The organism is Nonomuraea sp. NPDC002799, assembly GCF_053592075.1.
This window is the reverse complement of the sequence record NZ_JBSFVA010000036.1, coordinates 80,525-92,838: the sequence shown is the minus strand read 5'-3', so window position 1 is coordinate 92,838 and position 12,314 is coordinate 80,525. Positions and strand designations below refer to the sequence as shown.

The 12,314-nt window shown below is 68.9% G+C and carries 13 protein-coding genes and 2 rRNA genes; 7 read left to right on the top strand and 8 right to left on the bottom strand.

Annotated elements, in window-relative coordinates:
- Both ACWD0F_RS41910 and rrf read left to right on the top strand, forming a co-directional pair.
- A 23S ribosomal RNA gene (locus ACWD0F_RS41910) occupies positions 1–97 on the top strand; the annotation flags it as partial.
- A gap of 83 nt (positions 98–180) precedes the next feature.
- Positions 181–297 (top strand): 5S ribosomal RNA (gene rrf / locus ACWD0F_RS41905).
- A 137-nt stretch (positions 298–434) separates the two neighbouring features.
- Here rrf and ACWD0F_RS41900 read toward each other — a convergent pair.
- Positions 435–887: an Lrp/AsnC family transcriptional regulator gene (locus tag ACWD0F_RS41900; protein ID WP_449887074.1), complete on the bottom strand. Its 453-nt coding sequence runs from the start codon at positions 885–887 to the stop codon at positions 435–437.
- Between the two features lie 127 nt (positions 888–1,014).
- On the opposite strand from ACWD0F_RS41900, the gene ACWD0F_RS41895 reads away from it, so the two are divergent.
- Both ACWD0F_RS41895 and ACWD0F_RS41890 read left to right on the top strand, forming a co-directional pair.
- A complete protein-coding gene (locus ACWD0F_RS41895) occupies positions 1,015–1,902 on the top strand; it encodes a phenylalanine 4-monooxygenase (protein ID WP_449887071.1) in 888 nt (295 codons plus the stop codon).
- A gap of 144 nt (positions 1,903–2,046) precedes the next feature.
- Positions 2,047–2,868, top strand: a complete 822-nt coding sequence (locus ACWD0F_RS41890) for a serine hydrolase (protein WP_449887068.1) — start codon at positions 2,047–2,049, stop codon at positions 2,866–2,868.
- Here the strand turns inward: ACWD0F_RS41890 and ACWD0F_RS41885 are convergent.
- From ACWD0F_RS41885 to pstS, 5 genes are read right to left on the bottom strand one after another with little or no spacing between them, the layout of a single operon-like run.
- Positions 2,837–3,562 carry a response regulator transcription factor gene (locus ACWD0F_RS41885; protein WP_449887065.1) on the bottom strand — a complete coding sequence of 242 codons (726 nt, stop codon included), beginning with the start codon at positions 3,560–3,562 and terminating at the stop codon, positions 2,837–2,839. The genes ACWD0F_RS41890 and ACWD0F_RS41885 overlap by 32 nt on opposite strands.
- Positions 3,562–4,338, bottom strand: coding sequence for a phosphate ABC transporter ATP-binding protein PstB (pstB, locus tag ACWD0F_RS41880; RefSeq protein WP_449887062.1), 777 nt, complete (start codon positions 4,336–4,338; stop codon positions 3,562–3,564). The genes ACWD0F_RS41885 and pstB overlap by 1 nt, the downstream gene beginning before the upstream one ends.
- 15 nt (positions 4,339–4,353) lie before the next feature.
- Positions 4,354–5,229, bottom strand: coding sequence for a phosphate ABC transporter permease PstA (gene pstA / locus ACWD0F_RS41875; protein WP_449887059.1), 876 nt, complete (start codon positions 5,227–5,229; stop codon positions 4,354–4,356).
- Positions 5,226–6,206, bottom strand: coding sequence for a phosphate ABC transporter permease subunit PstC (gene pstC / locus ACWD0F_RS41870; RefSeq protein ID WP_449887056.1), 981 nt, complete (start codon positions 6,204–6,206; stop codon positions 5,226–5,228). Before pstC ends, pstA begins: the two co-directional genes overlap by 4 nt.
- 6 nt (positions 6,207–6,212) lie before the next feature.
- A complete protein-coding gene (gene pstS / locus ACWD0F_RS41865) occupies positions 6,213–7,319 on the bottom strand; it encodes a phosphate ABC transporter substrate-binding protein PstS (protein ID WP_449887053.1) in 1,107 nt (368 codons plus the stop codon).
- 188 nt (positions 7,320–7,507) lie between these two features.
- Here pstS and ACWD0F_RS41860 point away from each other — a divergent pair, with 188 nt between their 5' ends.
- Together ACWD0F_RS41860 and ACWD0F_RS41855 are read left to right on the top strand one after the other, a co-directional pair.
- Complete coding sequence (locus ACWD0F_RS41860) at positions 7,508–7,981, top strand: low molecular weight protein-tyrosine-phosphatase (RefSeq protein ID WP_449887050.1); 474 nt, start codon at positions 7,508–7,510, stop codon at positions 7,979–7,981.
- The gene (locus ACWD0F_RS41855) at positions 7,981–8,766 is read left to right on the top strand and encodes a fructosamine kinase family protein (RefSeq protein ID WP_449887047.1); all 786 of its coding nucleotides are present in this window, start codon (positions 7,981–7,983) and stop codon (positions 8,764–8,766) included. The genes ACWD0F_RS41860 and ACWD0F_RS41855 overlap by 1 nt, the downstream gene beginning before the upstream one ends.
- Here the strand turns inward: ACWD0F_RS41855 and ACWD0F_RS41850 are convergent.
- Positions 8,763–9,584, bottom strand: coding sequence for a TetR/AcrR family transcriptional regulator (locus ACWD0F_RS41850; protein WP_449887045.1), 822 nt, complete (start codon positions 9,582–9,584; stop codon positions 8,763–8,765). The two genes, ACWD0F_RS41855 and ACWD0F_RS41850, sit on opposite strands and share 4 nt — an antisense overlap.
- 60 nt (positions 9,585–9,644) lie before the next feature.
- On the opposite strand from ACWD0F_RS41850, the gene ACWD0F_RS41845 reads away from it, so the two are divergent.
- Positions 9,645–11,348: a right-handed parallel beta-helix repeat-containing protein gene (locus ACWD0F_RS41845; protein ID WP_449887042.1), complete on the top strand. Its 1,704-nt coding sequence runs from the start codon at positions 9,645–9,647 to the stop codon at positions 11,346–11,348.
- A 71-nt stretch (positions 11,349–11,419) separates the two neighbouring features.
- Here the strand turns inward: ACWD0F_RS41845 and hisN are convergent, their stop codons facing one another.
- The gene (gene hisN, locus ACWD0F_RS41840; RefSeq protein ID WP_449887040.1) at positions 11,420–12,238 is read right to left on the bottom strand and encodes a histidinol-phosphatase; all 819 of its coding nucleotides are present in this window, start codon (positions 12,236–12,238) and stop codon (positions 11,420–11,422) included.
- Between the last annotated feature and the right edge of the window lie 76 nt (positions 12,239–12,314).

The window sequence follows — 12,314 nt, the reverse complement described above, 5'->3', positions numbered from 1 at the left end:
GTAAGGCCCCCGATAGACGATCGGGTTGATAGGCCGGAGGTGGAAGCACGGCAACGTGTGGAGCTGACCGGTACTAATAGGCCGAGGACTTGACCTCAAAGCATACTTATGTAGTTCTTGCTCGCGTCCACTACGCAATTCTGAGACAACAAGCAGCTTTGCTTGTGTGTTTCGGAGGGTTACGGCGGTTATGGCGGGAAGGAAACACCCGGTTACATTCCGAACCCGGAAGTTAAGCTTCCCAGCGCCGATGGTACTGCACTCGGGAGGGTGTGGGAGAGTAGGTCACCGCCGGACAATTTTTCTGGGAAGGGCTCGACGTTCACGCGTCGGGCCCTTTCCGCATGCGCGCAGACAGGATAGGGCCCCGTGTAGGGCCCTTTCTGTTTTCGCTTGGACAGGGCCCCGCGCATCGCGCTGGGCCCTTTCTGTTTTTAGCGCTCTTTCAGAAGAGGTTCGATTCGGTAGGGGATCTGGGTGGAGAGGGAGATCGTCGTGTCCGTGCGCCGTACGGCCGGGGACGCGAGGATGTGGGCGATGATCTCCTGGAGATGGTCCGTGGATCGCGCGACCACCTTGCACAGCAGGTCGTGCTGGCCGCTGGTGCCGTGTGCCTCCAGAATGTGCGGCACCGCCTCCAGTGCGGCGACCGCCTCCGTCAAACGGCCCTGCGCGATCTGCAGCCAGACGAACGCCATGATCGGGTATCCGGCGCGGGCCGGCGACACCGTGGGGCCGAAGTCCTGGATCACGCCCGCGGCCGTGAGCTTCTCGACGCGGGCCTGCACGGTGCCTCGGGCGACGCCCAGGAGGCGGGCCAGCTCCGTCAGGCCGACGCGCGGGTGCGCGCGCATGGTCACGAGCAGGCGGGCGTCTAGATCGTCCATCCCAGACCCTTCGGAGACTGTGCGTTTCGACCAGGAAATGGCGGTATATCAGTACGAACTTCAGCGTATCGCGCAGTAGAACTGCACGCTCTTGCCAGGGAATGCGTAACTTGCTGTCATTTGAGACATGTTCGAGGAAGCGCAGTACTTCGCACCGATCGCTGAGCAGCAAGACGGGTCGGTCGTCGTCGAGTTGGCCGCGTCCCATCCTGGGTTCGCGGATCCGGTGTACCGGGCCAGGCGGAATGCCATCGCGGGGCTGGCCGGAGGTCACCGGCGGGGGACGCCCATTCCGGCGGCCGAGTACACCGATCGGGAGCACGAGGTGTGGGCGATGGTCACCAGGGAGCTGGCGGCCAAGCACGCCGAGTACGCCGTGGCCGAATATCTGGAGGGGGCACGGCGGCTGGGTCTGCCCCGGGAGCGGATCCCGCAGTTGGAGGAGGTCTCGGGGCTGCTGGAGCCGTTGACCGGGTTCCGTTATCTGCCGGCGGCGGGGCTGGTGCCGTTGCGGGAGTTCTACGGAGTGCTGGCCGACGGGTTCTTTCACTCGACGCAGTACATCCGTCATCATTCGGTGCCGTTCTACACGCCGGAGCCCGATGTCGTGCATGAGGTGATCGGGCATGCCAACGCGCTGGCCAGTCCCCGGTTCGCCCACCTGTACCGGCTGGCCGGGGAGGCGGCGCGGCGGGTCGAGGGGGAGGAGGCGCTGGAGTTCGTGTCGAAGGTGTTCTGGTTCACGATGGAGTTCGGGGTGATGGGGGAGGGCGGCGCGCTCAAGGCGTACGGGGCCGGCATCCTGTCGTCGTACGGGGAGATCGAGGAGTTTCGCGGGATGGACATCCGGGAGCTGGATCTGTCCGCGATGGGGACCACGCACTACGACATCACGCACTATCAGGACGTGCTGTTCCGGGCCGAGTCCCTGCGGCACCTTGAGGACGTCGTGGGTGGCTTCTGGGAGACGTGTGACGATGACTCGATCGCGAAACTGATCGCCGTTCGCGTCTAGCGGGCTGACAGAACTTTTCGTGATAATGCTCGGGTGATCCCGGGCCGGGGGATGGCGATACCACGATTGGTGGTCGCTCTCGTCCTGATTTCTCCCCTCGTGTCCATGCCCCCGCAGGCTCCCGAGGGCGTTCGGGTTGCCGCCATGCCGGCGCCCTTCGCGTCGTCGGGCCAGCAGGCCCGGCTCAGGAGCATGGAGCCGATCTCGGCGGAGGCGCCGGTGCCGGCCCTTCCGGTCAAGGAGATCGGCAGGCGGCTCGATCGTTTCCTGGCCGGACGGCCCGGAGTGGTCACCGCGATGGTCAAGGATCTGGCGACCGGGCGGGCCTACCGCTATCACCCGGACGAGCGGCTGATCACCGCCAGCACGGCCAAGGTGCAGATCCTCATGGCGCTGCTGCTCAAGACGCCGTGGCGCAAACTGCCGAAGGCCGTACAGAACGACGCCGAGCTCATGATCCGCTACAGCGACAACCACGCGGCGGATCGGCTGTGGTCGCGGATCGGCGGGGCGGCCGGGTTCACCAGGGCCGGGAAGCGGCTGGGGCTCAAGCACACGGCGGGTGTCCCGGGGGAGTGCGTGGATCTGTACTGCTGGGGGATCACCAGGACGTCCGTGGACGACCAGGTGCGGCTGATGCGGGCGCTCGTGTCCGGCGGGGGTCCGCTCAAGAGCAAGGATCGTGCCCAGGTGCTCAAGCTGATGGGCGAGGTCGTCGACGGCCAGGACTGGGGTGTCAGCGCCGGCGCCTGCGCGGGCGATCGCGTGGCGCTGAAGAACGGCTGGCTCAAGCGGGTCTCGACCAAACGCTGGGCCACGATCAGCGTGGGCCTGATCCGGGGCGACGCCCGTGACTACGCGGTTGCCGTACTCACCGAAGGGAGTCCCGACGTGGGGTACGGCATCGCGACCGTCGAAGGCGTGGTGCGCAGGATCATGCAGTCGTTCCGGAAGTGCTCGGGCTGACCAGGCGGTAGCCCACGCCGCGTACCGTCTGGATGAGCTGGTCGTCCTCGTCGCCCAGCCGGGCGCGCAGGCGTTTGACGTGCACCGCGATCGTGTTCGTCGACGTGGTCGCCGCCGCGTGCCACACGTTGCGCATGATCTGATCGCGGGTGACCGTGCGGTCGGCGTTGCGCATCAGATACTGCAGCAGCTCGAACTCGCGCAGCGGCAGGTGCACCGCCCGGCCGCCGACACGCACCTGGTAGGCCTGCACGTCCAGCTCGACCCCGCCCACGGCCAGCAACTTGCGTGACCCGGGCGAGGCCGCCTGGATGAAGGGCAACAACTCCGGCACCCGGTAGGGCCTGGCCACGCAGGCGGCCGCGCCGGCGGCGAGCGCGCGTACCGCTTGCTCGGCGTGTCCTTCGCCGACGCCGAGCAGCACCGGCACGGCTCGCGCGAGCCGGACCGCGCGGACGAACTCCACCGCGTCGATGACCGGCAGCGTGGCCGAGACGAGCACCACGTCCGGCTGGAGTGCTCCGGCCTGCAGCAGCCCCTGTGCCCCGTCGGGTGCGCCGGTGACGGCCACGCCCTCGCGTTCGAGCGCCGTGGCCAGGTCCTCCACGATCGCGTCGTCGGGGTCGGCGATGAGCAGCACGGGCTTGGTCCTCGTGTCCCCGTTCATCGTGGATGCCGCCTGCTGTTGGGTCATCAGCCGAAGCGCCCCGTGATGTAATCCTCGGTGGCCTTCTGCGTGGGGTTGGTGAACATTCGGGAGGTCTCGTCCATCTCCACCACCTTGCCGGGCTTGCCCTGCTCTGCGAGGTTGAAGAAGGCCGTCCGGTCACTGACCCGGGCGGCCTGCTGCATGTTGTGGGTGACGATGACGATCGTGTACTGGTCCTTGAGCTTGGCCATCAGGTCCTCGATCGCCAGCGTGGAGATCGGGTCGAGGGCCGAGCACGGCTCGTCCATCAGCAGGACCTGCGGCTTGACCGCGATGGCCCGGGCGATGCAGAGCCGCTGCTGCTGCCCGCCCGACAACCCCGCGCCGGGCTTGTTGAGGCGGTCCTTGACCTCGTTCCAGAGGTTGGCGCCCTTGAGCGACTCCTCGACGACGCCGTCGAGCTGCGACTTGGCGATCCGGCCGTTGAGCTTGAGCCCGGCGGCCACGTTCTCGTAGATCGACATTGTCGGGAACGGGTTGGGGCGCTGGAAGACCATGCCGATCATCCGGCGGACGGAGACGGGCGCGACGTTGGCGGCGTACAGGTCCTCGCCGTCGAGCAGCACCTTGCCCTCCACGTGAGCGCCGGGGATCACCTCGTGCATGCGGTTGAGCGTGCGCAGGAAGGTGGACTTGCCGCACCCGGACGGGCCGATGAACGCGGTGATCGAACGGGGTTCGATGGTCATGGACACGTCTTCGATCGCCTTGTGCGACCCGTAGTACGCGTCGAGACCCGAGACCTGGATCTGCTTGGACATATCGGCGATTACCCCCTATCGGCCCCGGGAGGGCGCCCGCCACCAGGCGATCAGGCGCGCTACCAGGTTGAGCAGCATGACGATCAGGATGAGCGTGAGCGCTCCGGTCCACGCCCGGTCGATGGCGGTGTCGTTCGGCCGGCCCGCCTGGTCGAAGACGAAGAGCGGCAGGCCCATCTGCGGCCCGGTGAACGGGTCCTCGTTGATGGAGTCGGTGAAGAACACCGTCATCAGCAGCGGCGCCGTCTCGCCGGCGACCCGGGCGACGGCCAGCATGACGCCGGTCACGATGCCGGTGAACGCCGTCGGCAGGACGACCTTCACGATGGTGCGCCACTTGGCCACACCCAGCGCGTACGACGCCTCGCGCAGGTCGCCCGGCACCAGCCGGAGCATCTCCTCGGCGGATCTGACCACGGTCGGCATCATGAGGATGGCCAGCGCCATCGCGCCCGCCCAGCCGGAGAACTGGAAGCCGAGGACGAGGATCCAGAAGGCGAAGACGAAAAGGCCGGCAACGACGGAAGGGACGCCGGTCATGACGTCCACGAAGAAGCTGATGGCCCGGCTCAGCCGGCCGCCGCGGCCGTACTCGACCAGGTAGATCGCGGTGAACAGGCCGATCGGGACGGAGATGAGCGAGGCGAGCAGGACCTGTTCCAGCGTTCCGATGATCGCGTGGTAGGCGCCGCCGCCCGCGTCGCGGGCGCCGATGCCGCGCATCGAGTGGGTGAGGAACTCCAGGTCGAAGCGGGCCAGGCCGTTGGAGATGACCAGCCAGAGCACCGAGACGAGCGGCACGACGGCCAGCGCGAACGCCAGATAGACCAGGCCCTGGACGGCCTTGTCCTTGATCCGGCGGCTGGTCGAGATGTGCTCAATTGTTGTCATGCGCCGCTCCTCGCGTACTCCTTGCGGCGGTTGATGACCATGCGGGCCCCTGTGTTGACCAGCAACGTGATCACGAACAGCACGAGGCCGGAGGCGATCAGCGCGCCGCGGCCGATCTGGTTGGCCTCGCCGAAGCCGTTGGCGATGTTCGCGGCGATGCTGTTGGCGTGCGGGGTGAGGATCTCGAAGCTGATGTCGAAGGTCGCGGGGAAGATCAGCGCGACCGCGATGGTCTCGCCCATGGCCCGGCCGAGGCCGAGCATGGCGGCGCTGATGACACCCGGGCGGCCGAACGGCAACACGGCCATCCTGATCATTTCCCAGCGGGTGGCGCCGAGCGCGAGCGCGGCCTCCTCGTTCATCTTCGGCGCCTGGAGGAACACCTCGCGCGAGATGGCCGCGATGATCGGCAGGATCATGATGGCCAGCACGACAGCGCCCGCGATCATGGTCTTGCCGCCGACGGCGCCTTCACCGGCGAAGAGCGGGAACCAGCCGAAGTGCTCGTTCAGCCACTGCGACGGCGGCCGCAGCAGCGGCACCAGGAACGTCACGCCCCACAGGCCGTAGACCACGCTGGGCACGGCGGCGAGCAGGTCGATCACGTAGCCGAGCGGCGCGGCGAGGCGGCGCGGAGCGTAGTGGGAGATGAACAGCGCCACACCGATCGCGATCGGGGTCGCGATGACGAGTGCGAGGGCCGAGCTGAGCACGGTGCCGAACGCCAGCGCGCCGATGCCGAACACCTTGCTGCTGTTGGGCTCCCAGATCAGGTCGGAGAGGAAGTTGCCCTTGTTCGCCTGCAGCGCGGGGATCGCCTCGCTGATGAGGAAGACGGCGATGGCCGCCATGATCCCCAGGAGGACGACGCCGGCCGCGGTGGAGATGAACCGGAAGGGGCCTTCACCATGGCTGCGCCGCGAGGCGGGCCGGCTCGTGGCCGGCCCGCCGTCACGGGTACGAACGTTGCTCGTCATGAGGGGCTAGGAGATCGCTTCGACGGAGGCCCGGACCTTGGTGAGCAGGGTGCCCGACAGCGGGGCGTAGCCGAGCTCCTTGAGCGCGGCCTGACCCTCGTCGCTGGCGGTGTAGGTCAGGAAGCCCTTGACCAGCTTGGACTCCTCGGCCGGCAGGCCCTTCTCACAGGTGATCTCGTACGTCACCAGAACGATCGGGTAGGCGCCCGCGGTCTTGGTGCCGTAGTCGATCGACAGGGCCAGGTCGTTGCCGGTGCCCTTGATCTCGGCCGTCTCGACGGTCTTGGCCGCGCTCTCGGGGGTCAGCTCGACGAACTCGCCGGCGCCGTTGGCGACCTTGGCCTTCGAGAGCGAGGAGTTCTCGGCGTAGGAGAGCTCGACGTAGCTGATCGCGCCCTCGGTGTCCTTGACGGAGGAGGCGATGCCGTCCGAGCCCTTGGAGCCCTGGCCCTTGGCCTCGGCGGGCCACGCCTTGGCGGGCTCGTGCGGCCACTCGGCGGTGGCCTTGAGGAACTTGGTGAAGTTGTCGCTGGTGCCCGACTCGTCCGACCGGTGGAAGGCCTGAATGGGCGTGGCGGGCAGCTTGGCGTCGGGGTTGTCGGCCTTGATGGCGGCGTCGTCCCACTTGGTGATGGTGCTGTTGAAGATGCCGCCGAGCGTCTTGGGCGTGAGCTGCAGCCCTTCGACACCGGGCAGGTTGTAGACGACCGCGACGGGGCCGGTCACCATCGGGATGTTGATCGCCTTGCCGGTCTTGCACCGGGCGTCTGCCTGGGCTGGCTCGTCTTCCTTCAGCGCCGAGTCCGACCCCGCGAAGGAGATCGTGCCCTGGATGAACGACTGCACGCCCGCACCGGAGCCACTGGGCTGGTAGTTCAGCGTGACGCCGGCGTTCGCGGCCGTGAAGTTCTTCGTCCACTCGGTGATCGCGTTGGCCTGGGCGGAAGAGCCCGCGGCGTTGATCGTGCCACTCAGACCTGCGTCGTTGCCCGCGGCGGCGGTGGCGGCAGCGGTGCTGCCGGCGCTGGGAGCGGCGTTGTTGTCTGTGCCGCACGCAGCGAGGGAGAGCGCGCCGACGACGGCGACGGCGGCGAGTCGGCCTGCATACTTCACGGTTGGGTTCCTCCCACTTGGTCCTTAGTCGCCATGAAGCTATGCAGCCAAAGTGACTCAGTCCCCCAGAGTGGATGAACGGACGGTGAACGCTGCCGGTCCGCGCGCTGCACTGTCGGTCAGGTGGCGTGACCTGCGGATCTTGCCTCCACCAGGGAGTCCGGCCTGCTCCCCGTCACAATGGGGACATGACGTATCGCGTATGTGTGGTGTGCATGGGGAACATCTGCCGGTCTCCGATGGCGGAGGCGGTGCTCCGCCAGACGCTCGCCGACCGGGGGCTCGGCGGCCGGGTCGCCGTCGACAGCGCGGGGACCGGCGGCTGGCACGCCGGCGACCCCATGGACGAGCGGGCGCTCGGCATCTTGACCCAGCACGGGTACGACGGCTCCGCGCACCGGGCCCGGCAGTTTACCAAGGACTGGTTCGACCGTTATGACCTGGTGCTGGCGATGGACGGCGACAACCTGTCCAACCTGCGGCGCATGGCTCCGGCGGAGGTGGAGGTGCGGCTGTTCCGCTCGTTCGACCCGGCCGCGCCCGCGGGCGCCGAGGTGCCCGACCCCTATTACGGGGGCCGCGAGGGGTTCGAGGAGGTGCTCGGGCTGGTCGTGTCCGCCGCAGAAGGCGTGGCCGAGCACATCGCCGACGAGCTCGGCTGATGGAGCTGATCGCGGATCTCGGCTCGTCGCACGGGTGGCGGCTCCAGCGGGGCCGCCTCGACGACGGGCGCGAGGTCCTGGTCAAGGAGGGCGGCCCCGCCGAGGTGTTCGTCTCGGAGGCCGCCGGACTGCGGTGGCTCGGTGCGGCGATCGAGGTCCCGGAGGTCATCGAGGCGGCCCCCGGCCGGCTCGTGTTGTCCTGGGTACGCGAGCAGGCGCCCAGCGCCGCGGCGGCCGAGCGCTTCGGGCGGTCGCTGGCCGGGTTGCACCGCGCGGGGGCGGAGGGCTTCGGCGCGCCGTGGCCGGGGTTCATCGCCGAGTTGCCGATGGACAACGCGCCGGCCGGCGACTGGCCGTCCTTCTACGCCTCGCGGCGGGTGCTGCCCTTCCTCCGGCAGGCGTCGCTCTCCCCGGCGGACGTCGTGGCCGTCGAGCGGGCCGTGGAGCGCTTCCCCGAGGTCTCGGGGCCGCCTGAGCCGCCCGCGCGCCTCCACGGGGATCTGTGGAGCGGGAACGTGTTGTGGTCGGGCGGGGCCGCGGTGCTGATCGATCCGGCGGCCCATGGCGGGCATCGGGAGACGGATCTGGGCATGCTCTCGCTTTTCGGGCTGCCTTATCTGGACCGGGTGCTCGGGGCGTACCAGGAGGAGTTTCCGCTCGCCGAGGGGTGGCGGGCGCGGGTGCCGCTGCACCAGTTGCATCCGCTGCTCGTGCACGTGGTGCTGTTCGGCGGCGGTTACCGTGACAGCCTGATGAGCGCCGTGCGGCGGGTGCTGGCGCTTTAGGCCCTTCTCTTCCGGTACGCGCGCTGCTGGCAGGCCCGGGAGCAGTAGACGCGGGGGCGGCCCGACGTCGCGGGCTCCAGCGGGGTGCCGCATTCCTCGCAGGCCAGAGTTGCGTCACGAGTTTCGTCACGCTGCCGGACGAGGGTGTCGATGCCGTCCAGCAGCCGGCTCAGGCCGAACTCGAACGAGTCCTCCGGATGGTCCCAGCCGCCCGACGTCCACAGGCGGGAGATCGTGGGATAGCTGTTGAGGCGCTCGTAGAGCGTGTCACGCGAGCCCCACCACTCCTGCTCCGAGACGCCGCTGCGGCGCTCCTCGCGCAGAATCTCGACCAGGAGCAGCGCCTCCGCGTCGACGAACCGGGCGACCAGGCCCACGACGGCGATCACCTCGGCGGGGGTGAGCGCGGTGCCGGTCAGGGCGCTCAGCATGTGGTCGTAATGGGCGACGGCGTGGGGGCCGGGCACGTGGCGGGTGCCGCGGATCTCGGCCAGCCAGGGGTGATCGCGGCGGATCCGCCAGGCGTGCCGGGCGCAGGCGTCCAGGCGGGCGCGCCAGCCCGGCTCGCCGTGGTCGATCGGGTGCTCGGCCAAAACCTCATCGCGCATCAGGTCGACGAGCTGGTCGCGGCCGGGCACGTGGCGGTAGAGCGACATGGTGGTGAAGCCGAGCCGGTCGGCGACCTTGCGCATCGACAGGCCCGCCAGGCCCTCGGCGTCGGCCAGCTCGACGGCGGCGCGGACGATCCTGGCCACGCTGAGGCCGGGGCGCGGCTCGTGCTCCCGCTGCCGCCACAACAACTCTTCCGACATAGGCATCCTCACGTGTTTATGGTGTAATACTCGGTGTACGGCATAAACGGCAAGTCAGGGGGTCAGATGTTCCAGTTCCATGTCGCGGTGTCCGGTGACGACTCGTGGGCCGGCTCCTTGGAGCGCCCGTTCCGCACTCTTGAGCGGGCGCGGTCCGCGGTCCGCGAGGTGGACGGCGATGTCGTCGTGCACCTGAGGGCGGGCGTGCACACGCTGACGCGGGCGTTCGAGCTCGATGGCGGCGACTCGGCGGGGGAGGGGCGGCGGGTGGTCTACCAGGCGTACGGCTTTGGCACTCCCGAGCAGGAGGAGGCCGTCGTCAGCGGCGGACGGGTGATCACGGGGTGGCGGGTGGAGGACGGCGTCTGGACGGCGGACGCCGGCGGGCTCGCGGCGCGGCAGCTGCACGTGGACGGGCGCAGGGCCGCGCGCGCCTCCATCGGGGCGTTACCCGGCACGGCCCGGATGACCGACACCGGCTACGTCACCGACAGCGCCGAGCCGCGCGAGTGGACCGGCGCCGAGTTCGTCTTCCGTGGCGTCTACCCCTGGACGGAGGCGCGGTGCGGGGTGGCGGAGGTTCGCGGGGACGGCGACGCGACGGTGATCACCATGACGCAGCCGGCGTTCGGGTGGGCGCGTGAGCTGTACCGGTCCACGTGGGAGGGGCAGTCGTTCAGCGGTCCCGGGCTGCCCACACGCATCGAGAACGAGCCCGGTTTCCTGCGCGAGCCGGGCACGTTCGTGCTGGACCCCTCGCGGGGGGTCCTGAAGTATCTGCCCCGGCCCGGCGAGGACCCGTCGCGGACCCAGGTGGTCGCGCCGGCGCTGGAGACGCTGGTGCGCGTCGTGGGGACGCGGAACGTGTCCTTCAGGGGGCTGGTGTTCGCCGACGCCACCTGGCTCGGCGCGAGCCGGGGGTTCGTGCACTACCACGGCAGCGGGCACTACGAAGGGGGCGGCGTCGACACGGCTGTGCTGGGCGAGGGCAACTTTGTGACGTATCCCGTAGCATCCGTGACGATACCCGCGTGCGTCGTCTTCGAGGACACGGAGGGGGCCGAGGTGGTGGGCTGCCGGTTCACCCGGCTCGGGGCCATCGGGCTGGGGGTGTCGGGCGGGGCCGGGTTCGTGGTGCGCGGATGTGACTTCGACACGCTGTCGGCCTCGGGCATCGCGGTGTCCGGTGGTCACGAGGTCTCGATCGAGGACAACCTGGTGCGTGAGATCGGGCTGGAGTTCAGCGGGTCGCCGGGGATCGCCGTGACGGGGGTGCGGGAATGCACGGTCGCGAACAACGAGATCCGGGACGTGCCGCACTGCGGGATCGTCGTCGGGCCGGGCGAGGGGGCCCGCATCCTGCGCAACCTCACCGTGGACACCATGCGGGTGCTGGCGGACGGGGGCGGCCTCTATCTGAGCGGATCGCAGGGCGAGTCCTGGGAGAGCGCGGCGCTCGTTGCGGGGAACGTCATCGAGGACACGCGTACGCCGTACAACTTCGGGCTCTACACCGACTACGGGGCCTCGTGGCTGACGGTCGAGGAGAACGTGGTCATGCGGGCCGACAACACCGCCGTCCTCCAGGTGGCGCCGCCGCTGGAGAACGTCGTCTACCGGGGGAACTTCTGGGACGCCGATCCCGTCGGGCATGCTGATCCGCCGGGCGGGGTGACGTACGAGGGGAATGTGACGTTGACGGACGTGCATGAGCTCGACGCCGCGACCGCCGGGATCCGGTCGCGGGCCGGGCTGATCAGTCCGCGCTGACGGTTTCAGCCCGACGTCAGCGGTTCGGTCCGACGTCAGCGGTTGTCCGCGCTGACGGTTTCGGTCCGACGTCAGCGGTTGAGGCGGCCGAGGACCTGATCGTGCAGGATGCGGTTCGTGCAGACCAGGCTTCCGCCCTCCATGCTGCTCACCCCCGCGAGGTCGGTCCAGATGCCGCCGGCCTCCTCGACGATCACCGTGAGCGCCGCCATGTCCCACGGCGACAGCTCGGGCTCGGCCGACACGTCCACGGAGCCCTCGGCGACCATCATGTGCGACCAGAAGTCGCCGTACGCCCTGGTGCGCCAGCAGGCGCGGCCGAGGTCGAGGAAGTTGTCCAGCTTGCCGGCCTTCTCCCAGCCGCCGAAGCTTGAGTAGGAGAACGACGCGTCCTCCAGGACGGACACGGACGACACGCGCATCCTGGACGCCTTGGTCAGGCTCTTGCCCGTCCACGCGCCGCCCTCGGTCGCCGCCCACCAGCGGCGTCCGAGCGCGGGGGCCGAGACCAGGCCGACGACGACCTTGCCGTATTCCATGAGGGCGATCAGCGTCGCCCACACGGGCACGCCGCGTACGTAGTTCTTGGTGCCGTCGATGGGATCGATGATCCAGGAGCGGGCACCCCAGCCGGTCTTGCCGAACTCCTCGCCCACGACCGCGTCGCGTGGTCTGGCGCGGCGGAGCGTGCCTCTGATGGCCTCCTCCACCGTGCGGTCGGCGTCGCTGACCGGAGTCAGATCGGGCTTGGTGTCGACCTTGAGGTCGACCGCCTTGAACCGCCGCATGGTGAGGTCATCGGCGGCGTCCGCCATGACATGCGCGAGGCGAAGATCATCGGTATAACCCTGCACGGTCGCCCACGCTACCGCGTCGGGTATGCAGAACATCAGTGACTAACGCCCCTTTTCTGGTAACTCCTATTCCGGGTATCCAGCAAGGAGTCCCGTTTATCCCCGCGCTGCG

What these genes read in the sequence shown, in the direction of transcription:
- ACWD0F_RS41900 (WP_449887074.1), bottom strand. Translation starts at nt 887, where the DNA reads ATGGACGATCTAGACGCCCGCCTGCTCGTGACCATGCGCGCGCACCCG.
- ACWD0F_RS41895 (WP_449887071.1), top strand. Translation starts at nt 1,015, where the DNA reads ATGTTCGAGGAAGCGCAGTACTTCGCACCGATCGCTGAGCAGCAAGAC.
- ACWD0F_RS41890 (WP_449887068.1), top strand. Translation starts at nt 2,047, where the DNA reads ATGCCGGCGCCCTTCGCGTCGTCGGGCCAGCAGGCCCGGCTCAGGAGC.
- ACWD0F_RS41885 (WP_449887065.1), bottom strand. Translation starts at nt 3,562, where the DNA reads ATGACCCAACAGCAGGCGGCATCCACGATGAACGGGGACACGAGGACC.
- pstB (WP_449887062.1), bottom strand. Translation starts at nt 4,338, where the DNA reads ATGTCCAAGCAGATCCAGGTCTCGGGTCTCGACGCGTACTACGGGTCG.
- pstA (WP_449887059.1), bottom strand. Translation starts at nt 5,229, where the DNA reads ATGACAACAATTGAGCACATCTCGACCAGCCGCCGGATCAAGGACAAG.
- pstC (WP_449887056.1), bottom strand. Translation starts at nt 6,206, where the DNA reads ATGACGAGCAACGTTCGTACCCGTGACGGCGGGCCGGCCACGAGCCGG.
- ACWD0F_RS41860 (WP_449887050.1), top strand. Translation starts at nt 7,508, where the DNA reads ATGACGTATCGCGTATGTGTGGTGTGCATGGGGAACATCTGCCGGTCT.
- ACWD0F_RS41855 (WP_449887047.1), top strand. Translation starts at nt 7,981, where the DNA reads ATGGAGCTGATCGCGGATCTCGGCTCGTCGCACGGGTGGCGGCTCCAG.
- ACWD0F_RS41850 (WP_449887045.1), bottom strand. Translation starts at nt 9,584, where the DNA reads ATGCCTATGTCGGAAGAGTTGTTGTGGCGGCAGCGGGAGCACGAGCCG.
- ACWD0F_RS41845 (WP_449887042.1), top strand. Translation starts at nt 9,645, where the DNA reads ATGTTCCAGTTCCATGTCGCGGTGTCCGGTGACGACTCGTGGGCCGGC.
- hisN (WP_449887040.1), bottom strand. Translation starts at nt 12,238, where the DNA reads ATGTTCTGCATACCCGACGCGGTAGCGTGGGCGACCGTGCAGGGTTAT.